At 69.7% G+C, this 17,211-nt stretch carries 15 protein-coding genes; 7 read left to right on the top strand and 8 right to left on the bottom strand.

What is annotated here, in order from left to right; all coding sequences use genetic code 11:
• Positions 1–78: 78 nt before the first annotated feature.
• The 6 genes from V8J39_RS21280 to V8J39_RS21255 are packed head-to-tail and all read right to left on the bottom strand — an operon-like array spanning position 79 to position 6,594.
• Entirely contained in the window at positions 79–477 is a 399-nt protein-coding gene (locus tag V8J39_RS21280) for a nuclear transport factor 2 family protein (RefSeq protein ID WP_336462987.1), read from the bottom strand.
• 3 nt (positions 478–480) lie between these two features.
• Positions 481–1,953: a 4-hydroxyphenylacetate 3-hydroxylase N-terminal domain-containing protein gene (locus tag V8J39_RS21275; protein WP_336462986.1), complete on the bottom strand. Its 1,473-nt coding sequence runs from the start codon at positions 1,951–1,953 to the stop codon at positions 481–483.
• A 9-nt stretch (positions 1,954–1,962) separates the two neighbouring features.
• Positions 1,963–2,895 (bottom strand): ABC transporter permease, encoded by a 933-nt coding sequence (locus tag V8J39_RS21270; protein ID WP_336462985.1) that lies wholly within the window; start codon positions 2,893–2,895, stop codon positions 1,963–1,965.
• Positions 2,896–2,897: 2 nt separating this feature from the next.
• A complete protein-coding gene (locus tag V8J39_RS21265) occupies positions 2,898–3,980 on the bottom strand; it encodes a putative B6 ABC transporter permease subunit 2 (protein WP_336462984.1) in 1,083 nt (360 codons plus the stop codon).
• Positions 3,977–5,569, bottom strand: coding sequence for a putative B6 ABC transporter ATP-binding protein (locus V8J39_RS21260; RefSeq protein WP_336462983.1), 1,593 nt, complete (start codon positions 5,567–5,569; stop codon positions 3,977–3,979). Before V8J39_RS21260 ends, V8J39_RS21265 begins: the two co-directional genes overlap by 4 nt.
• Complete coding sequence (locus V8J39_RS21255; protein ID WP_336462982.1) at positions 5,569–6,594, bottom strand: putative B6 ABC transporter substrate-binding protein; 1,026 nt, start codon at positions 6,592–6,594, stop codon at positions 5,569–5,571. Before V8J39_RS21255 ends, V8J39_RS21260 begins: the two co-directional genes overlap by 1 nt.
• A gap of 321 nt (positions 6,595–6,915) precedes the next feature.
• Between V8J39_RS21255 and V8J39_RS21250 the strand changes: the two genes are divergently transcribed.
• A complete protein-coding gene (locus V8J39_RS21250; protein ID WP_336462981.1) occupies positions 6,916–7,599 on the top strand; it encodes a FadR/GntR family transcriptional regulator in 684 nt (227 codons plus the stop codon).
• A 56-nt stretch (positions 7,600–7,655) separates the two neighbouring features.
• Here V8J39_RS21250 and V8J39_RS21245 read toward each other — a convergent pair whose 3' ends face one another.
• On the bottom strand, positions 7,656–8,180 hold the full coding sequence (locus tag V8J39_RS21245) for a flavin reductase family protein (protein WP_336462980.1): 525 nt from the start codon (positions 8,178–8,180) through the stop codon (positions 7,656–7,658).
• A 31-nt stretch (positions 8,181–8,211) separates the two neighbouring features.
• Positions 8,212–8,868 (bottom strand): FadR/GntR family transcriptional regulator, encoded by a 657-nt coding sequence (locus V8J39_RS21240; protein ID WP_336462979.1) that lies wholly within the window; start codon positions 8,866–8,868, stop codon positions 8,212–8,214.
• A gap of 463 nt (positions 8,869–9,331) precedes the next feature.
• Here V8J39_RS21240 and V8J39_RS21235 point away from each other — a divergent pair, with 463 nt between their 5' ends.
• The 6 genes from V8J39_RS21235 (at position 9,332) to V8J39_RS21210 (ending at position 17,171) form a co-directional block, all read left to right on the top strand.
• Entirely contained in the window at positions 9,332–10,807 is a 1,476-nt protein-coding gene (locus tag V8J39_RS21235) for a 4-hydroxyphenylacetate 3-hydroxylase N-terminal domain-containing protein (RefSeq protein WP_336462978.1), read from the top strand.
• Positions 10,808–10,820: 13 nt separating this feature from the next.
• Positions 10,821–11,855, top strand: a complete 1,035-nt coding sequence (locus V8J39_RS21230) for a leucyl aminopeptidase (protein WP_336462977.1) — start codon at positions 10,821–10,823, stop codon at positions 11,853–11,855.
• A 9-nt stretch (positions 11,856–11,864) separates the two neighbouring features.
• Entirely contained in the window at positions 11,865–12,779 is a 915-nt protein-coding gene (locus tag V8J39_RS21225; protein WP_336462976.1) for an ABC transporter permease, read from the top strand.
• Position 12,780: 1 nt separating this feature from the next.
• On the top strand, positions 12,781–14,811 hold the full coding sequence (locus V8J39_RS21220) for an ATP-binding cassette domain-containing protein (protein WP_336462975.1): 2,031 nt from the start codon (positions 12,781–12,783) through the stop codon (positions 14,809–14,811).
• A gap of 71 nt (positions 14,812–14,882) precedes the next feature.
• Positions 14,883–15,953, top strand: coding sequence for an extracellular solute-binding protein (locus tag V8J39_RS21215; RefSeq protein ID WP_336462974.1), 1,071 nt, complete (start codon positions 14,883–14,885; stop codon positions 15,951–15,953).
• Positions 15,954–16,070: 117 nt separating this feature from the next.
• Positions 16,071–17,171: an extracellular solute-binding protein gene (locus V8J39_RS21210; RefSeq protein ID WP_336462973.1), complete on the top strand. Its 1,101-nt coding sequence runs from the start codon at positions 16,071–16,073 to the stop codon at positions 17,169–17,171.
• Positions 17,172–17,211 lie beyond the last annotated feature (40 nt).

Here is a 17,211-nt window from a genome sequence, read left to right as displayed (position 1 = left end):
CGGTCGCCGCGCGCCCCGGGGGCGCGGCGACCGCGACCAGCGCGACCGCCAGCGTCAGCCCGGGCGCGAGGGCCGCCCTCATGCCGCCACCTGCGCGCGGAAATCGTCCATGTCCCAGAAATCGGTGGTGCGGCGGATCGCGCCGTCCTCGATCTCGAACAGGTGGACGCCGCGCAGCGCCACGGCCTTGCCGCGTGCGGGCAGCGGCCCGAGGTCGCGATTGACGGTGCCGTGCATCACATAGGTCACCACCGCCTTCGACCCCGCCCGCACCGGCGGCTGGGTGTCGAAGCGCAGCCCGTCGAACATGCCCAGAAAGCCCGCAAGCCCCTTCTGAAGCGCCGCCGCCCCGGTGCGCGACTGGCCCGAGGCGGCCTCGACATGCGCGCCGTCGCCCGCGTACAGCGCGACGGCCGCCGCGGCGTCGCCGCTGTTATAGGCGCGGTAGAAGGCCGCGATCAGCTCTGCCTGCCCCACCGGTCACACCCCGGCTAGCTTGCGGGCGAGGGCCACATGCTCGGACCGGTCGTATTCCGAGAACAGGCGCATCCGCAGCATCGGCGCGGCCCCGGCATTCACGTTCTCGAACAGCGCGACGCGGCCGGCATGGGACGAGGTGGTCAGGTCCCAGACGAAGTTCATCACCCGCTCTTTTTCCATCCCCGTGACGCCGTGGCCGGGCAGCAGATCCGCCAGGTGGTGGCCGATGTCGGGGCTGTCGAACGCCTTGCGGCCGAAGCGCATCACCAGCCCTTGCCCGCACAGCTCCTGCAGGGTGTGGATGATGTTCGGGTAGTGCTGGATCGAATACATCCGGCCCGCCGTCAGCAGCGGGATGTCGGGCGCCATCACCCCGTTCTCGGTCGGGCGGGCCTGCGCCTCGGCGGCGAGGACGAAGGCCCGCAGGGTCTGGGCATACTGGATGATGTCGGCCATCAGCGCCTGCACGGGCTGGATCTTGCCGGTGCCGAGAATGTCGAGCACCACCTGCGCGGTGCCCACGAACAGCTGCGCCTTGACCATCAGCCGGGTCAGGATGTGCCAGTGCGCCCAGTTGCAGGTCTTGCCGTACATCGTCACCAGCTGCGGGTCGCCAAGGTTGAAGATCCGGTCCTTCGGCACGAAGACGTTGTCGAAGATGCACAGCTGGTCCGCCTCTTCGCCCTTGTGGTTCAGCGGGTGGTCGAACGGGTCGGCGCCCGGGTTCGACAGGCATTCGCGGCTGACCAGCTTCAGCCCCTCGGTCGCGATCGGGACCGAGCCCCAGATGCAGGCCTCGGGCGGGGTGCCCTCGTAGGCGAGGTTGGTGAAGAACAGCTCGTTGGTCTGGGCCGCGATCGAGCCCACGGATTTCGCGCCCGAGATGTAGACGCCATCCTTCGTGGCCTTCTTCACCCGCAGCAGCGAGGCCGCCTGTGCCATCGGCTGCGAACGGTCGTTCTGCGGGCCGGTCAGGCTTTCGGCGCAGGTGATGTTGTTGAGCCGCCCGTATTCCATGTAGCGCTCGATGTTCTCGGCGAAATCGGGCTGGCATTCGGCGAAGGCCGAGCTGCGCGTCCTGAAGGTCGGCAGGTAGGCCCAGAGCCCCATCGCGATCGTCGGCCCGAGATCGGGCGGCCGGCCGTAGGTGCCCGCGGTCTTCCGCGCGGTGTATTCGATCATCATCCGCCGCTCGACCAGCTCCTCGGGCGACATCGGCGCCTGCCACGACCGGGTGACGACCTTGCCGACCTTGGGTTCGTAATAGGTGGTGGCGGCCTCGTGCTCGGGTGAGAACTGGTCGTCGAACATCTCGGCAAGCAGGTCGATGCCGGCGGCCAGGTGCGGCGCCTCGAAGACGTCGCCCAGCAGCTCGCCGTCCAGCCAGACCTTGCGGCCGTCCTTCAGCGAGGCCTTGTATTCGGCGCCGGTGCGCAGCTGGCGTTCGGCGCGGGGTCGGGTCATGTCGTTCATGGCGATCTCCTATCGTTGGCCGCGGTGGTAGGGCTGGCCGAGGGCCGAGGGCAGGCGCGCGCTGCGCCCGAACAGGACCAGCACCGCCATCACCGCGAGGAAGGGCAGCATCTGGATGAAATCGGTGGGCACCTCGATGCCGGCGACCTGCAGCGCGGTCGTGGCGGCAAGGCACAGGCCGAACAGCACGCCGCCGCCCACCACCCAGGTGGCGCGGTCGCGGGCGAGCATGGCCAGCACGATGGCGATGTAGCCCGCGCCGCCGGTCATGTGCGGCACGAAGATGCCCGAGCCGACGACGGCCATGTAGGCGCCGCCCAGGCCCGCCATCGCCCCCGCCACCAGCACCGCGGCCGAGCGGGTGCGCACCACGTCGATGCCCGCGACATCGAGCGCGTCGGGCTTTTCGCCCGCGGCGGCCAGGTTGAGCCCGAGGAAGCTGTGCCGGTAGACCGCCGCGAAGGCCAGCGCGAGCGCGAGCGCCGCCCAGGTCGCCGGGTGGTGGGTGAAGAGGCCGGGCCCGATCACCGGGATCTGCGACAGGCCGGGCAGCGCGATGCGCTCGGCCGCGTCGAGCCGGGGGTAGCTGCGCGCGAACCAGGCATTGTGCATCAGCGAGGTGACGCCGGTCGCGCCGAGCGTGATCGCGATGCCGGTGATGATCTGGTTCATCCCCTGCCGGACACAGAAGATCACCATGATCACCGCGACCGCCGCCCCGGTCAGCGCGCCGGCGCCAAGCCCGCCCCAGATGCCCCAGCCCGCGAGCGTGGCCGAGAAGCCGCCGAAGGCGCCGGCCAGCATCATCCCCTCGAGCCCGATGTTCATCACGCCCGCGCGCTCCGACATCTGCTCGCCCAGGCCCGCCAGGATCAGCGGCACCGCGGCGATGAGCGCGCCCGACAGCAGGGCCGCAAGGAAGGCCTCGTTGAAGATCGCCATGCTCACAGCCTCCGGGTGCGCAGGCGCTCGCCGGCATATTCCGACAGCGCGAGGAACAGCAGCAGGAAGCCCACCAGCACCAGGGTGAAGTCCTGCGGCACGCCCAGCCGCGTCGCGGCCGAGGCCGAGCCGATCTGAAGCACCGAGAAGGCGAAGACGAACAGGATCAGCGCCCAGCCGTTCATCCGCGCCAGGAACACCAGCGGCACGATCGCGAAGCCGTAGCCGGGGTGCCAGCTGGCCTGCATCTTGCCCAGCACGCCCGTGACCTCGACCGCGCCGGCAAGCCCGCCGAGCGCGCCCGACAGGCACAGCACCGACAGCGTCAGCCGCGGCACGCCGAAGCCCGCGTGGGTCGCGGCCAGCGGATTGAGCCCGAGGATGCGGAACCGCAGCCCCGGCGCGGTGCGCAGCATCACCAGGTGGCAGGCGACCAGCACCGCAAGCGCGATGACGAGGCCGATGTTGACGTCGGTCGCGCCGATCAGCGGCAGCCGGTCCTCGACCGGCAGGGTCAGGGTCTGCGGTTCCAGCGAGGCCGGGTCCTTCAGCCACAGCTTGATCGCCGCAGCGGCAAGCGAGCTTGCGATCAGCGACATCATCAGACCCGAGATCACCTCGTTGATGCCGGCGGTGGCGCGCAGGATCGCGGGCGGCAGCGCCCAGGCGGCGCCGACCGCGGCGCCCGCCGCCATCGCCAGCGGCAGCGCGACCAGCGGCGGGACCGCCTGCACCAGCAGCGGCGCCGTCGCGCCCGCGGTCAGCGTGCCCAGAAGGTACTGCCCGTCGATCCCGAGGTTCCACAGACCCGAGCGGAAGCTGACGATCAGCGCCCCGCCAAGGATCAGCAGCGGCACCATGTTGACAAAGGTCGCCTGCAGCCCGCGCCAGCGCAGCAGCCCGCGCTCGATCACGTAGGCATAGTAGTGCAGCGGGTCCGAGCCGAGGACCAGCAGCACCAGCCCCGCCGCGACCAGTGCGGCCAGGACCGGCAGCAGCGCCAGCGCCAGCGGCACCAGCGCCGCCAGGCGCGCCGGGGTCGCCGGGGTCCGGGCCGGGGTTGCGATCGTGGTGCTGTCGGTCATGCCGCCTCTCCTTCGGTGACGCCGGCCATCATCCGACCGACCGCCAGCCGCGCGCCGGGCCCGTTCTCGACGATGCCGACCATGCGGCCGCGCACCATCACGCCGATGCGGTCCGACAGCGCCAGCACCTCGCCGAGGTCGGTCGAGATCAGCACGGTCGCGACGCCCTTGGCCGCGGTCTCGCGGATGCGGGTGCGCGTGGTCTCGATGTTGCGCAGGTCGAGGCCGTGGGTGGGTTTGGAATAGACGATGACCCTGGGGCTGCCCGACAGCTCGCGCGCCAGCAGCACCTTCTGGATGTTGCCGCCCGACAGCCGCCCGACCGGGGTCGCGATCGAGGGGGCCCGGACGTCGAAGTCGCGAAACAGCGTGCGGGCATGGGCGTCGATCGCGGCCCGCCGCTCGATCCCGCGGCGCCAGAACGGGGCCGCGCCGATCTCTTTCAGCACCATGTTGGTCGCGATCGGCAGCTGGCCCACCATGCCCTCGCCGTTGCGGTCGTCGGTGGCATAGCGCAGGCCGAGCGCGTAGCGGCGCGCGACGCTGGCCCCCGCAAGCTCGCGCCCGTCAAGCACCACGGCGCCGGTGGCGGGGATCTGCCCCGCGAGCGCCTCGGCCAGCGGGGTCTGGCCGTTGCCGTCGACGCCGGCGATGCCGAAGACCTCGCCCCGGCGGACGGTGAAGCTGACATCGGCGAAGCTGGCGCCCGAGCGCGGCGAGCGGCCGGAGAGCCCGATGACCTCGAGCATCCTCGGCCCCCGCGCGGCGCGTGGCGCGGCCGGCGCCACGGGACCCGCAGCGGGAAGATCGGCCGCGGGAAGATCGGCGGCGGCGAGGTCCGCCCCGGCAAGGCCCGTGCCGAACATCAGCCGCACGACCTCGGCCATGGCGGCGGGGCGGTCCATCGCGGCGAGCGCGGTGGGATCGATGCCGCCGACGGACCGGCCGCCGCGCAGCACCGAGACCCGGTCGCCGAACTCGAGCGCCTCGGTCAGGTGGTGGGTGATGAAGACGATGCCGATGCCCTGCGCCTTCATGCGCGCCATCATCGCGCCCAGCTCCTCGACCCCGCGGGGCGAGAGCATCGCGGTGGGTTCGTCCAGCACCAGCAGGCGACCGCCGCGCCAGAGCGCGCGGATGATCTCGACCTGCTGCTGTTCGCCCAGCGACAGGTCGCGCACCACGGCATCGGGATCGACCTGCACGCCGAAGGCCCCGGCCGCCTGGCGGAAGCGCGCACGCAGGCCCGCCAGCGCCGGGCGCCGCCACCAGGGCGCGCCGAGCGCGAGGTTCTGCGCCACCGTCAGCGTCGGCACCAGCATCCGGTGCTGGTAGACCGTGCCGATCCCCAGCCCCAGCGCGTGGCGCGGCGAGGCGATCGCCACCGGCGCGCCCGCCACCTCGATCGCGCCCTCGTCGGGGCGCTGCACACCGGCGAGCATCGAGATCAGCGTCGACTTGCCCGCGCCGTTCTCTCCCAGCAGGGCATGCACCTCGCCGGGGAAGAAATCGAGCGTGACCCGGTCGTTGGCCACCACGCCCGGAAAGCGCTTGGTGACCCCCGACAGCGAGACAATCGGCGCGGCCATCACTCGGCCGCGGCCAGGGTGGTCGACATCATCGCCCGGGTGTCGGCGGGCTCGGTCACCACCGTCACCTCGATCGTGCCGTCGATGATCTGCTGCTTGACCGTTTCGATCTCGTCCCAGACCTCGGCGGGGATGTGGTCGGTCTTCAGCAGGCGCTGGCTGCCATCTTCAAGCCGCAGCGCGTATTCCTTGGTGCCGAAGCTGTCGTCGCGCACGTCGGCGACCATCTGCTCGAACACCGGGGCCATGTCCCAGATCACCGAGGACAGCAGGTGCCCCTTGTCGATCGAGGTCTTGTCGCCGATCACGTCGATGAACCAGACCTTCTCGCCCGAGGGCGGGGTCACCGTCTCGACCGCCTGGATCATGCCGAAGGACGAGCCGTTGCCCTGGCCGAAGATGATGTCGGCATCCGAGGCGATCACGCTTTCGGTCACGCGCCGGGCGCCGGCGACGTCGGCATAGGCGGCGGGGCCGATGATGGCATAGCGCAGCTCGATCTCGGGCGAGACGTGGCGCACGCCCTGGGCAAAGCCTGCGGACTGCGCGTTCCAGTTCGGGCTTTCGGACGACACGACGATGCCGATGACCTTGGTCCTGGTCATCTTCGCCGCCAGCACCCCGGCGAGGAACGCGCCCTTTTCGCCCATCAGCTCGTACTTGCCGATCAGCGGCGGCTCGGAGGGATTGCCGGTGGCGACATGCACGCCCATCTCGCGGCCGACCTCGATCGCCTCGGTGGCATAGCCCGAGGCATGGGCGATGATCAGCTGGGCCCCGTCCTCGGCCAGTTCGCGCAAGGTGGGCCGCACGTTGCCGTAGCCAAGCCCCTGGGCGACGATCGCCTCGGTGCCGGTCGCCTCGGCCGCGGCCTCGAGCCCCTCGATCCCCTGCTGGTTCCAGCCGAAGTCGGTGCCCTGTTCGGGCGTGACGATGGCGATCGTGTCGACATCGGCGGCAAGCGCGGGGGCGAGCGGGGCCATGAGGGCGAGGACCGCGGCAGAGGTGCGGAGCAGCTGAGGCATGGTGGGAGTTCCCTGTCTGGAGACCAGTGGCTGGCGATCGGCGCGATCGTTGGCTGTCGCGGCCGTTGCGCCGATTGCGGGCCAGCCCGGCGATCAGGTCAACGGGATGCAAAACCAGAATTTTGGTTGAACCAGTGGTTGAGCGCCGCGCCCACCGGAGATGCCCACATAACAGGCGCGATGCCCGCCCGATTGACGCCTGTGGCGGCACTGCGCACCCCGGCGCGAATCGCGCGCCAACCAGACAACCAAATCGGCTATCTGGTTGAAACCCCGCCGCCGGCGGGCCAGACTGGCGGCAGCACAGGCGAAGGAGTGCAGATGACAGCCGATCGGGACGAGACCGGAGGCAGGGACGGGACCGGCGGGCCGGAGGTGGCGGATCCCTGGATCGCGCATCTCTCGGCCGAGATCCTGCACGTGGCCGGAGCCGAGGGCCGGCTGCCGGCCGAGCGGGCGCTGGCCGACCGGCTGGGGGTCAGGCGCCACCAGCTGCGCCGCGCGCTGCAGGCGCTGCGCGACCGCGGCGCCCTGCCCCGGCCGGCGCCACGGGCCGCCGCACGGGCCGCGCCCGACGCGGCGCGGGCCGATGCGCTGGCCGGCGACACCAACCCGGTCGAGGTCATCGAGATGCGGCTGATGATCGAGCCGGCGCTGGCGCGGCTTGCGGCGCTGCGCGCGACGCCCAACCAGATCGCCGAGATGCGCGCGGCCTTCGGCGGGACCGGGCGCGGCCCGCAGGCGGCGCGCCCGGCCGACCTGCACCGGATGATCGCCGCCGCCGCCGGAAACGGCCTGGCCCGGCGGCTGCACGACCTGCTGCGCGCGATCGACCGCGAGGTGAGGGTCAGCTCGCAGGTCGCGCACATGCACCCCGAACATGACGCCGAGGAGCATCACGCCATCGTCGCCGCGATCGCCCGGCGCGACGCCGACGCCGCCGAGACCGCGATGCGGCTGCACCTGCAGTCGATCCACCGCATCCTGTCGGCCGTGCTGGCCTGACCCGGCGCCGGGCGCGGTCGCAGCACCGCAGTCGGGGCCGCAGTCGGGGGGGGCCGTCAGGGCGCGAGCGCCGCGGGAAAGGCGAAGCGGCCGGCGGAATAGACCAGGCTGCGCCGCGCGTCGTCATGCAGGATGCCAAGAACGCGCCCGACGAGGATCGCATGGGTGGGGCTGTCGTGCTCCTGCTCCAGCGCGCAGTCGAAGATGGCGAGCGCGTCGCGCAGCACCGGGGCGCCCGAGGCGAGCGTGCCCCAGTCCCCCTCGTCGAAGCGTTCGGCGCCGTAGATGCGGGTGCGCCCGGCAAACCGCTCGGCCACCGCGGCCTGGGCGTCGGTCAGGAAGTTCGCGCTGAAGCAGCCGGTCTCGCGGATCACGGCAAGGGCCGGGGAGGACTGGTTCACGCAGGCCAGGATCATCGGCGGGCTGTCCGACAGCGAACAGACCGCCGAGGCGGTGAGGCCCGAGCGGGCGGCCCCGGTGCCGGCGGCGATCACCGTGACCGAGGTCGCGGGCAGCCGCATCGCGGCGCGGAAGCCGCCGGCATCGGGCGGCAGGACGGGGGTGGGGCTGAGGTCGGTCATCCGGGCCTCCGGTCTTGTGCTGGGGGATGGGTCACTTCAGGGCATAGCGCCCGGGATCGGCGCCGCCGTTCAGCCATTGCAGGATCGCGGTCAGGTGCAGGCGCATCGCCTCCTCGGCCTCGGTCGCGTGGCGGGTGCGGATCGCGTCGACCAGCATCTGGTGGTGGCGCCAGCCGGTTTCGGCGGTGAAGGCGGGGAATTTCTGCCGGAACGCCGGATCGCGGGTCACGTCCATCACCTGCTCCATCAGGTGCAGCGCCAGCGCGTTGTGGCTGGCGACGGCGATGGCGCGGTGGAAGGCGATGTCGATCTCGAGATCGAAGACCGCCGCCTGCGACCGCGCATGGGCGGCCGCGATCGCCTCGATCTCGGCCGTGGTGCCGCGCACCGCGGCCAGCCGCGCAAGCTCGGGCTCGAGCGAGAGGCGCACCTCCCACAGCTCGGCCGGGCTGGTCAGCTCGGCGATGTCATGCGCCGCGATCCCGGCGGCGCGGCGCTTGCCGCGGTTGCGCGGCTGGCTTGCCGGGATCTCGTCGCCGGCGCGCAGCTGGCCAAGCGCCTTGCGCAGCACGTAGCGGTTCACCCCCAGCCGGTCTGCCAGCGCGCGTTCGGCCGGCAGCCGCCCCTCTCCCGACAGCGCGCGGATCCGCTCTGCCACCTCGTCGATCATCGCCTGGGGGTCGTTCATCTGCGCCGTCCGTTCCGTCAGGGGCCCCGGGATCGCGGCACCGGCGGGTCTGCCGGCCGGATCGCGGGGGTCTTGCCCAAGCTTCGACCAACCGCGGGCCAAAAGGCAAACCAAATTGAGCCATTCGACCTTCATCTTTGGTCGATGACCCGGAACCACTTTGGTTGCGATTTTGGTTGATGCGTTTTCCCGCCGCTGCCAGATCCGGCACGCCCTAAATTCAGGCGAAAGATGAACGGATAAAATACCTTACAAACAGCAATTTATTGATATTCGGCGCGGACTTTCAGGCCGTCATTTTCCCGTCATCGTTGCGATCTGCGAAAACTCTCCGCTTTTTTGCAATCAACAACCAGACCTATGGTTGGGCATCAGGACGATTTGGTTGACGCCGAATCGCTCGACCAACCAACCTCCGGCCAACCGCGACCTCTGCCGATGCCGGACCGATGGACACCCTCGCATGAACAGTCTCGCCCCCCAGACCAAGCCCGCCCATGCGCTGAAGACCGGCGCCCAGTTCAAGGCCTCGCTCGACGACGGCCGCCAGCTTTGGGTGAATGGCCGCAAGCTTGCCCGCGTCACCGACGAGCCGGCGCTGGAAGCCGGCATCGACCTGATGGCGTCGATCTTCGACGACCAGTTCGACCCGGCCTTCGAGGAGGCGACCACGACGATCGACCGCAAGACCGGCCTGCGCGTCGGCCGGTCGTGGCAGGTGCCCGAGACGATCGAGGACATCCGCGGCCGCCGCGAGATGATGGAGCACACCGCGCTGCGCTCGGTCGGGACCTTCGGACGGCCGATGGACCTTGGCCCGACGCTCGCCGTCGGCATCCTTGCCCATCTGCACATGTTCCAGGGCTTCAAGTCGGCCTTCGACGCCTGCCAGCCGGACTTCGCGCAGAACGTGCAGGACTATGTCGAGTTCGGGCGCATGAACTCGATCACCTGCGCCGAGAGCCTGACCGGCCCGCAGAACGACCGCTCGTCGCCGATGGCGCAGGCGGCATCGCTGCTGCGCGTGAAGTCGGTCGAGAAGGACGGGATCCGCATCTCGGGCGCGAAGTCCGTCGGCTCGATCGCGGCGCAGACCAACGAGATCTTCTTCTCGAACCTCGGCTATCCGGGCACCCCGCCCGAGGCCTGCGTCTGGGGCGCGGTGCCGATCAATTCGGACGGCATCAAGCTGGTGTCGCGCGAGATGCTGTCGAACCCGGGCGCCGACCCGTTCGACCATCCGCTGACCCACAAGGGCGAGGAAGCCGACCAGCTGGTGATCTTCGACAACGTCTGGGTGCCCAAGAACCGGATCTTCAATCTGGGGTCGGAACACGGGCTTGCGATTTCGGGCAAGGCCACGATCTTCGCGCACTGGCACGTGCTGACCCGGCTGAAGGTGAAATCCGAGATCTTCGTCGGCTGCGCGCAGATGGTGACCGAGATCCTCGGGACCGACCAGATCCCCGCCGTCCGCTCGATGCTGGCCGAGATCATCGAGTACAACCGCACGCTCGAGGCCTTCGTGCTGGCGGCCGAGGCCGGCGCCTTCGTCAACGACTCGGGCGTGATGGTGCCGGACGTGATGATGCTGACCACCGGCCGGCTCTATGCGATCCGCAACTATCCCCACATCATCCACGTCCTGCAGGAGATGTGCGGCCAAGGCCTGGTGATGCGTTTCGGCCGCGCTGCGTTCGAGAACCCCGACATCGGTCACCACCTGGCCGAGCTGCTGCCGGGCAAGGGCGTGAGCGGCATGCAGAAAGAGCAGCTGATGAACTTCATCTGGGACCTGACCTGCTCGTCGCTCGCCGGCCGGGTGGCGCTGTTCGAGAACGTCAACGCCAGCCCCGCCCCGCGGATGCGCGAGCGCCTGGTCAACGAATTCGACCGCTCGGGCCTTGTCGGCAAGGCCCGCATCGCGGCCGGTCTGTAAGGAGGAACCTGCCATGGCAAGCCAGGTCGAGATGGTGCGGCTGTTCACCGAACAGCTGAAACTGTGCAAGCTGCAGCCGCACGAGACGGTGATCGTGCTGTGCGAGGACGACATCCGCGCCGATTACGCGCAGGCGTTCCTGATCGCCGCGCGCGAGCTGGGGGCGACGCCGTTCCAGGTCACGGTGCCGCTGCGCGAGCGGCGCACCGACCGCCAGACCACGGGCAAGAACGCGCTTGCCGGCAACCGCCCGGCGATCGAGGCGCTGAAGAAGGCCGACCTGATCGTCGACGTGATGGGCACCCTGTTCTCGCCCGAGCAGGACGAGATCACCGCCGCCGGCGCGCGGATGCTGTTCGTGCGCGAGCCCTTCGACATCCTCGTGCAGAACTTCCCCAACCCCGACCTGCGCCGGCGGATCGAGTTCGGCGAGGGCCTGCTGAAGACGGCCGAGGTGCTGCGCATCTGGTCCGACGCCGGCACCGACTGCACCTTCGAGATGGGCGGCTACCGGGTGATGACCCAGTACGGCTATACCGACACCCCCGGCCGCTGGGACCACATGGGTACCGGCCAGGTGCTGAGCCAGGCGCATGACGGCCGCGTCAACGGCACGGTCATGGTGATGCCGGGCGACACGGTCACCGCCTTCCAGCGGATGATCGAGAGCCCGGTGAAGCTGACGATCACCGACGGCTTCGTCACCGGGATCGACGGCGACGGCATGGATGCGGCGCTGCTGTCGGACTACATGGCCAGCTTCAACGACCCGCGCGCCTATGCGATCAGCCACATCGGCTGGGGCCTGCTGGACAGCGCCACCTGGTATCACCGCGCGATCACCCGCACGCGGCCGGCCGAGATCTCGGTCAACTCGCTGAGCTATTACGGCAACGTGCTGTTCTCGACCGGGCCGAACACCGAGCTTGGCGGCAAGAACGACACGATGTGCCACATGGACATCCCGCTGCGGAAGACCTCGCTGTCGCTCGACGGGGTGACCATCGTCGACCGGGGCCGCATCGCGATCCCCGAGATGGCGGTCTGAGGAGGCTTCATGGCGCAGGCAGACCTCAACCCCGGGCTCGGCACGCTGCGCCCCTCGGCGCCGGTGGGCATGACCGCCTGGGACCGGCAGCGGCGGGGGCTGACGCTTTCGCTGATGGCGGTGCCGATGATCGCGATGGTGGTGCTGTTCGTGGCGCCGATCCTCGTGCTGGTGTGGATGAGCTTCGGCGGCGGGTCGTCGAACCCGCCGCTGGCGGGCTACGAGGCGCTGCTGCAGCCGGTCTACCTGCGGCTTCTGGGCTTCACGCTGCAGCTGGCGGTGATCACCACCGTCATCTGCGCGGTGATGGCCTACCCGATCGCCTACCTGATGGTGAACATCCCGTCGCGCTTCAACCAGTGGATGGCGGTGACGCTGTTCGTGGCGCTGTGGCTGTCGTTCCTGGCGCGCACCTTCAGCTGGATCATCATCCTGCAGCGCCGGGGCATCGTGAACAACTTCCTGGTCGGCACCGGCCTGACCGACCAGCCGCTGGAACTGGTCTACAACCAGTTCGGGGTTTATGTCGGCATGATCCACATCCTGCTGCCGTTCATGGTCGTGACGCTGATCCCGGCGATGAAGGCGATCGACCCGGCCTATGTCCGCGCCGCGCTGAGCCTTGGCGCGACGCCGGCGATGGTGTTCCGCCAGATCTACCTGCCGCTGTCGCTGCCGGGGCTGGTGGCGGGGTCGATGCTGGTCTTCACGCTGGCCTTCGGCTTCTTCATCACGCCCGCGATCCTCGGCGGCGGCCGCGCGCCGACCATCGTGCTGGCGATCCGCGACCAGATCCAGCAGCTGGGCAACCTGCAGCTGGCCGCCGCGACCTCGATGGTGCTGCTGGTGATCTGCCTCGCGCTGCTGGTGATCTACGACCGCATCGCCGGCGTCGACCGGCTTTATGACCGCGGAGGGCGCTGAGATGGAGCTTCTGGCCAAGGGGCGCACCCTGACCGCGATGAAGATCTACGGCTGGGTGGCGCTGGTGCTGCTGGCGCTGCCGGTGCTGTTCCTGGTGCCGATCTCGTTCGGGCAGGGACAGGCGATCACCTTCCCGCCGCGCGAGCTGTCGTTCGAATGGTACACCGAGCTGGTGGACGACCCGCGCTGGGGCCGCACCGCGTGGCTGTCGCTGCAGGTCGCGGGGCTGGCGACGCTGCTGGCCACGGCGATCGGCACCGCCGCCGCCGTCGGCATCCACCGCATCGAGGACAAGCGCGTGGCCAAGGTGATGAAGATGTTCTTCATCGCGCCGATGATCGTGCCGCTGATGGTGATCGGCGTCGGGCTCTATATCGTCTTCGCCAAGATGAAGCTTCTGGGCGCGGTCTGGCCGCTGGCCATGGCGCATGCGATCGTCGTGCTGCCCTTCGTGGTGATGCCGGTGATGAGCCGCCTCGCCTCGCTCGATGCGGCGCTGGAACGCGCCTCGGCCTCGCTTGGGGCGGGGCAGTGGCGCACGCTGGTCTTCGTGACGCTGCCGCTGCTGCTGCCCGCGATCCTGGCCGCCGCCGTCTTCGCCTTCGTCTTCTCCTTCGACGAGGTGGTGCTGGCACAGCTGCTGGCGGGCCCGCGGTTCGAGACGCTGCCGCGCAAGATCTACGAAAGCCTGACGCAGAACGGGCTCGACAAGACCATCACCTCGATCGCCTCGATCCAGCTTTACCTCGTGCTGGGCTTCCTTGCGCTGCACGCGCTGTGGCAGCGCCGCCGGCGCCGCGCCGCGCCGCGCTCTCTCTCGGCCGCGGCGACGGCCGAGCGCTTCGCCCCCGACACCACGGGCCTGCCCGGCACGCCCCCCCGCCCTTCCCCGTCCCCCCGCCCTTCCCCGACCGGACCTTCCCCGACCGGAAAGATGCCCCCGATGAAAGACACGATCTCCCCTCCGCCGCCCGCCCGGACCGAGACCCAGCGCGGCTTCGGCATCCAGTTCCAGCGCCTGACGAAGTTCTACGGCGACAAGGCTGCCGTGGCCGAGGCCGACTTCGCCGTGCAGCCCGGCGAGTTCCTGACCATCCTCGGCCCCTCGGGCTCGGGCAAGACGACGCTGCTGATGCTGATCGCGGGCTTCATCTCGCCCGATGCGGGCCGGCTGATGCTGGGCGAGCGCGACATCTCGCGCACGCCGCCGCACCAGCGCGACATCGGCGTCGTGTTCCAAAGCTATGCGCTGTTCCCGCACATGACTGTGGCGCAGAACGTGGCCTATCCGCTGAAGGCGCGCGGCGTGCCGAAGGCCGAGCAGGCGCGGCTGGTGGCCTGGGCGCTCGACCGGGTGCACATGGGCGATTTCGCCGACCGGCGTATCCCGCAGCTGTCGGGCGGCCAGCAGCAGCGCATCGCGCTGGCGCGCGCCATCGCCTTCTCGCCCCGGGCGCTGTTGATGGACGAGCCGCTCTCGGCGCTGGACCGCAACCTGCGCGTCGACATGCAGCGCGAGATCCGCAGCCTGCAGCGCGAGCTTGGCCAGACGGTGATTTTCGTCACCCACGACCAGGAAGAGGCGCTGAACATGTCCGACCGGGTCGCGGTGATGAACCACGGCCGGATCCAGCAGGTGGCGACGCCCAAGGACCTGTACCTGGCGCCCGCGAACAGCTTCGTCGCCGACTTCTTCGGCGAATCCAACCTGTTCCGCGGAACGGCGCTTGGCGGCGCGCTGTCGCTGGGCGGTCGGTCGCTGCCGCTGCCGGCACCGCGCAGCGGCGGGGCGGTGCTGTGCGTGCGCCCCGAGGTGATCCGCATGGACGATCCCGAGGCCCCGGGCTGGGCGCTGACCGGCACCGTCACCGACGCGCGCTTCCTCGGGTCGCTGCTGCGCATCCAGTTCGACACCGAGCTTGGACCCGTCATCGTCACCCGCCAGACCGACGGGCTGTCGGTGGCCCCGGTCCCCGGCGATGTCCGGCGCCTGTCCTGGGCCCCGGCAATGAGCCACGCGATGGCCAGCTGAGCCGCCGCGACCCGCCTTCCCGATACGAGGCCGGAAAACCGGCCCGCTTCCCCCGACAGGAGAACCCACACATGACCAAGCTTCGAGCCGCGCTCGCGCTCGCCACGGCCCTCGGCCTCGCCTCGCCCGCGCTGGCCCAGGACAGCATCCCCGACACGTTCAAGGGCTCGGGCACGCTGATCGTCAACAACTGGGGCGGCCCGACCGTCGAGAAGATGCACGAGGCCTGGTACGGGGACTTCCCCGAGGCGACCGGCATCGACATCTCGTTCACCTCGGTCCCCGACGTCGCCAAGCTGAAGATCATGGCCCAGGTCGGCAATGTCGAATGGGACATGGTCGATTTCGAGGGCAACCAGATGCTGATGGCGATGCAGGACGACCTGCTCGAGCCCATCGACTACGACCTGCTGCTCTCGCTGGTGCCGAAAGAGGATCTCGACCAGGCGGTGCTGACCAAGTACGGCGTCGGTTCGGTGTCGTTCTCGACCGTCATCGCCTGGAACAAGACGCTGTTCCCCGACGGCGGGCCGCAGACCTGGACCGAGTTCTTCGACACCGACACCTACCCCGGCCGCCGCGCGCTTTACGCCAATCCCAAGCCCGCGCTCGAGATCGCGATGATGGCCGCGGGCCACGCGCCCAACACCCTTTACCCGATGGACATCGACGAGGCCTTCGCGGCGCTCGACGCGATCGGGCCGAAGGTGGATCTGTGGGTCGAGAAGACCTCGCAGTGGGACGTGCTGATCCAGAACCGCGAGGTCGACCTGATGGGCTCGTCGCTGGCGCGCACCATGGCCCAGATCATCGCGGGCGAGCCCTATGACCTGACCTACAGCCAGTCGATCTCGGAGCAGTCCTACTGGACGATCCCGAAGGGGGCGCCGAATGTCGAGGACGCGCAGAAGCTGGTCGCCTGGACGGTGCGCGAGCAGGGCGCGAAGGCCGCGCTGGAGCTGCTGCCCTATTACGGCATGACCAACGTCGCGGTCTATGACGACCTCGCACCCGAGCTGAAGGCCAAGCTGCCCGGCGCGCCCGACAACGCCAAGACCGCCCACAAGATCGACGCCCAGTGGTGGCTCGACAACGGAGAAGAGGTGCGCACGCGCTGGCTCGACTGGCTGAGCCGTCAGTAACCGCCCGCCCGGGATCCCGGTCGCCCCCCTCGGGCGGACCGGACGACGCCGGCCGGTGACCCCTTTCACACCGGCCGGCGGTTTCGAGGCTTCCCCTTGCCACACGGAGTTTCGCCCATGATCCGCACGCCTTCCCGTCGCCAGATCCTTGCCGGTCTCGGCGCCACCGCCGGGCTTGGCCTGGCCGGCCTGCCGCCGCGCCGCGCCCTGGCGCAATCCGCCGCCCTCGACGCGCTGAAGGGCGACGGCTCGGTCGTCGTCTGCACCTGGGGCGGCGGCTATTCCGACACGATGCAGCGCGTCTGGTTCGATCCCTTCGCCGCGGCGACCGGCATCGACGTCTCGACCACCTCGATCCCCGACATGGCCAAGCTCGAGGTCATGGAGGGCGTCGGCAACGTCGAATGGGACCTGATCGACACCGAAGGCGTGCAGATGCAGATCGCCATCCAGAAGGGCCTGCTGCAGCCGATCGACTACGACCTCGTGTTCTCGGTCGTCCCGCGCGAGCAGATCGACCCGAAGGTGATCACCGAATACGGCATCGGCTCGGTCGCCTTCTCGACCGTGATCGCGTGGAACACCGATCTGTTCGGCACCGAGGGCCCGCAAAGCTGGGCCGAGTGGATGGACACCGGGCGCTTCAAGGGCCGCCGCGCGCTTTATGCCCAGCCGCGCCCCAGCTTCGAGATCGCGCTGATGGCCGCCGGCGTCGCGCCCGAGGACATCTATCCGATCAAGATCGACGAGGCCTTCGAGGCGCTGGACGCGATCCGGCCGAAGATCGACCTCTGGGTCGAGAAGACCTCGCAATGGGCGGTGCTGATGCAGAACGGCGAGGTCGACCTGATGGGCTCGTCGCTCGCCCGCACGCTGGAAGAGAAGAAGCGCGAGGGCGGCAAGGTCGACTTCACCTTCAATCAGTCGATCGTCGAGCAGTCCTATTGGACGATCCCGAAATCGGCGCCCTCGGCCGAACAGGCGCAGAAGCTGATCGCGTGGATGATGCAGCCCGAGGGGATGCTGGACTACGCCTCGGCCCTGCCGTTCAATGTCGCCAACACCTCGATCTACGGCGCGATCCCGCCCGAGATGCAGAGCCAGCTTCCCGGCTTCCCCGAGAACGCCGCCAAGAACATGCACATCGACGAGGCCTGGTGGGCCGAGAACACCGTTGCCGTCCAGCCCAGGTGGCTGGAGTGGATGTCGCGCAGCTGACCGAAGTCCGCCCGGGCGGCACCCGCCCGGGCATCACGCC

Source organism: Frigidibacter sp. MR17.24, from assembly GCF_037095655.1.
GTDB lineage: Bacteria > Pseudomonadota > Alphaproteobacteria > Rhodobacterales > Rhodobacteraceae > Frigidibacter.
Note: the sequence above shows the minus strand (reverse complement) of the source record. Positions and strands in the feature narration are given on the sequence as shown.

Bases quoted from the DNA above. Each gene is read 5' to 3' on its own strand.
- V8J39_RS21275 (WP_336462986.1), bottom strand. From the start codon at position 1,953: ATGAACGACATGACCCGACCCCGCGCCGAACGCCAGCTGCGCACCGGC.
- V8J39_RS21265 (WP_336462984.1), bottom strand. From the start codon at position 3,980: ATGACCGACAGCACCACGATCGCAACCCCGGCCCGGACCCCGGCGACC.
- V8J39_RS21260 (WP_336462983.1), bottom strand. From the start codon at position 5,569: ATGGCCGCGCCGATTGTCTCGCTGTCGGGGGTCACCAAGCGCTTTCCG.
- V8J39_RS21255 (WP_336462982.1), bottom strand. From the start codon at position 6,594: ATGCCTCAGCTGCTCCGCACCTCTGCCGCGGTCCTCGCCCTCATGGCC.
- V8J39_RS21235 (WP_336462978.1), top strand. From the start codon at position 9,332: ATGAACAGTCTCGCCCCCCAGACCAAGCCCGCCCATGCGCTGAAGACC.
- V8J39_RS21210 (WP_336462973.1), top strand. From the start codon at position 16,071: ATGATCCGCACGCCTTCCCGTCGCCAGATCCTTGCCGGTCTCGGCGCC.
- V8J39_RS21240 (WP_336462979.1), bottom strand. From the start codon at position 8,868: ATGAACGACCCCCAGGCGATGATCGACGAGGTGGCAGAGCGGATCCGC.
- V8J39_RS21215 (WP_336462974.1), top strand. From the start codon at position 14,883: ATGACCAAGCTTCGAGCCGCGCTCGCGCTCGCCACGGCCCTCGGCCTC.
- V8J39_RS21245 (WP_336462980.1), bottom strand. From the start codon at position 8,180: ATGACCGACCTCAGCCCCACCCCCGTCCTGCCGCCCGATGCCGGCGGC.
- V8J39_RS21230 (WP_336462977.1), top strand. From the start codon at position 10,821: ATGGCAAGCCAGGTCGAGATGGTGCGGCTGTTCACCGAACAGCTGAAA.
- V8J39_RS21270 (WP_336462985.1), bottom strand. From the start codon at position 2,895: ATGGCGATCTTCAACGAGGCCTTCCTTGCGGCCCTGCTGTCGGGCGCG.
- V8J39_RS21225 (WP_336462976.1), top strand. From the start codon at position 11,865: ATGGCGCAGGCAGACCTCAACCCCGGGCTCGGCACGCTGCGCCCCTCG.
- V8J39_RS21220 (WP_336462975.1), top strand. From the start codon at position 12,781: ATGGAGCTTCTGGCCAAGGGGCGCACCCTGACCGCGATGAAGATCTAC.
- V8J39_RS21250 (WP_336462981.1), top strand. From the start codon at position 6,916: ATGACAGCCGATCGGGACGAGACCGGAGGCAGGGACGGGACCGGCGGG.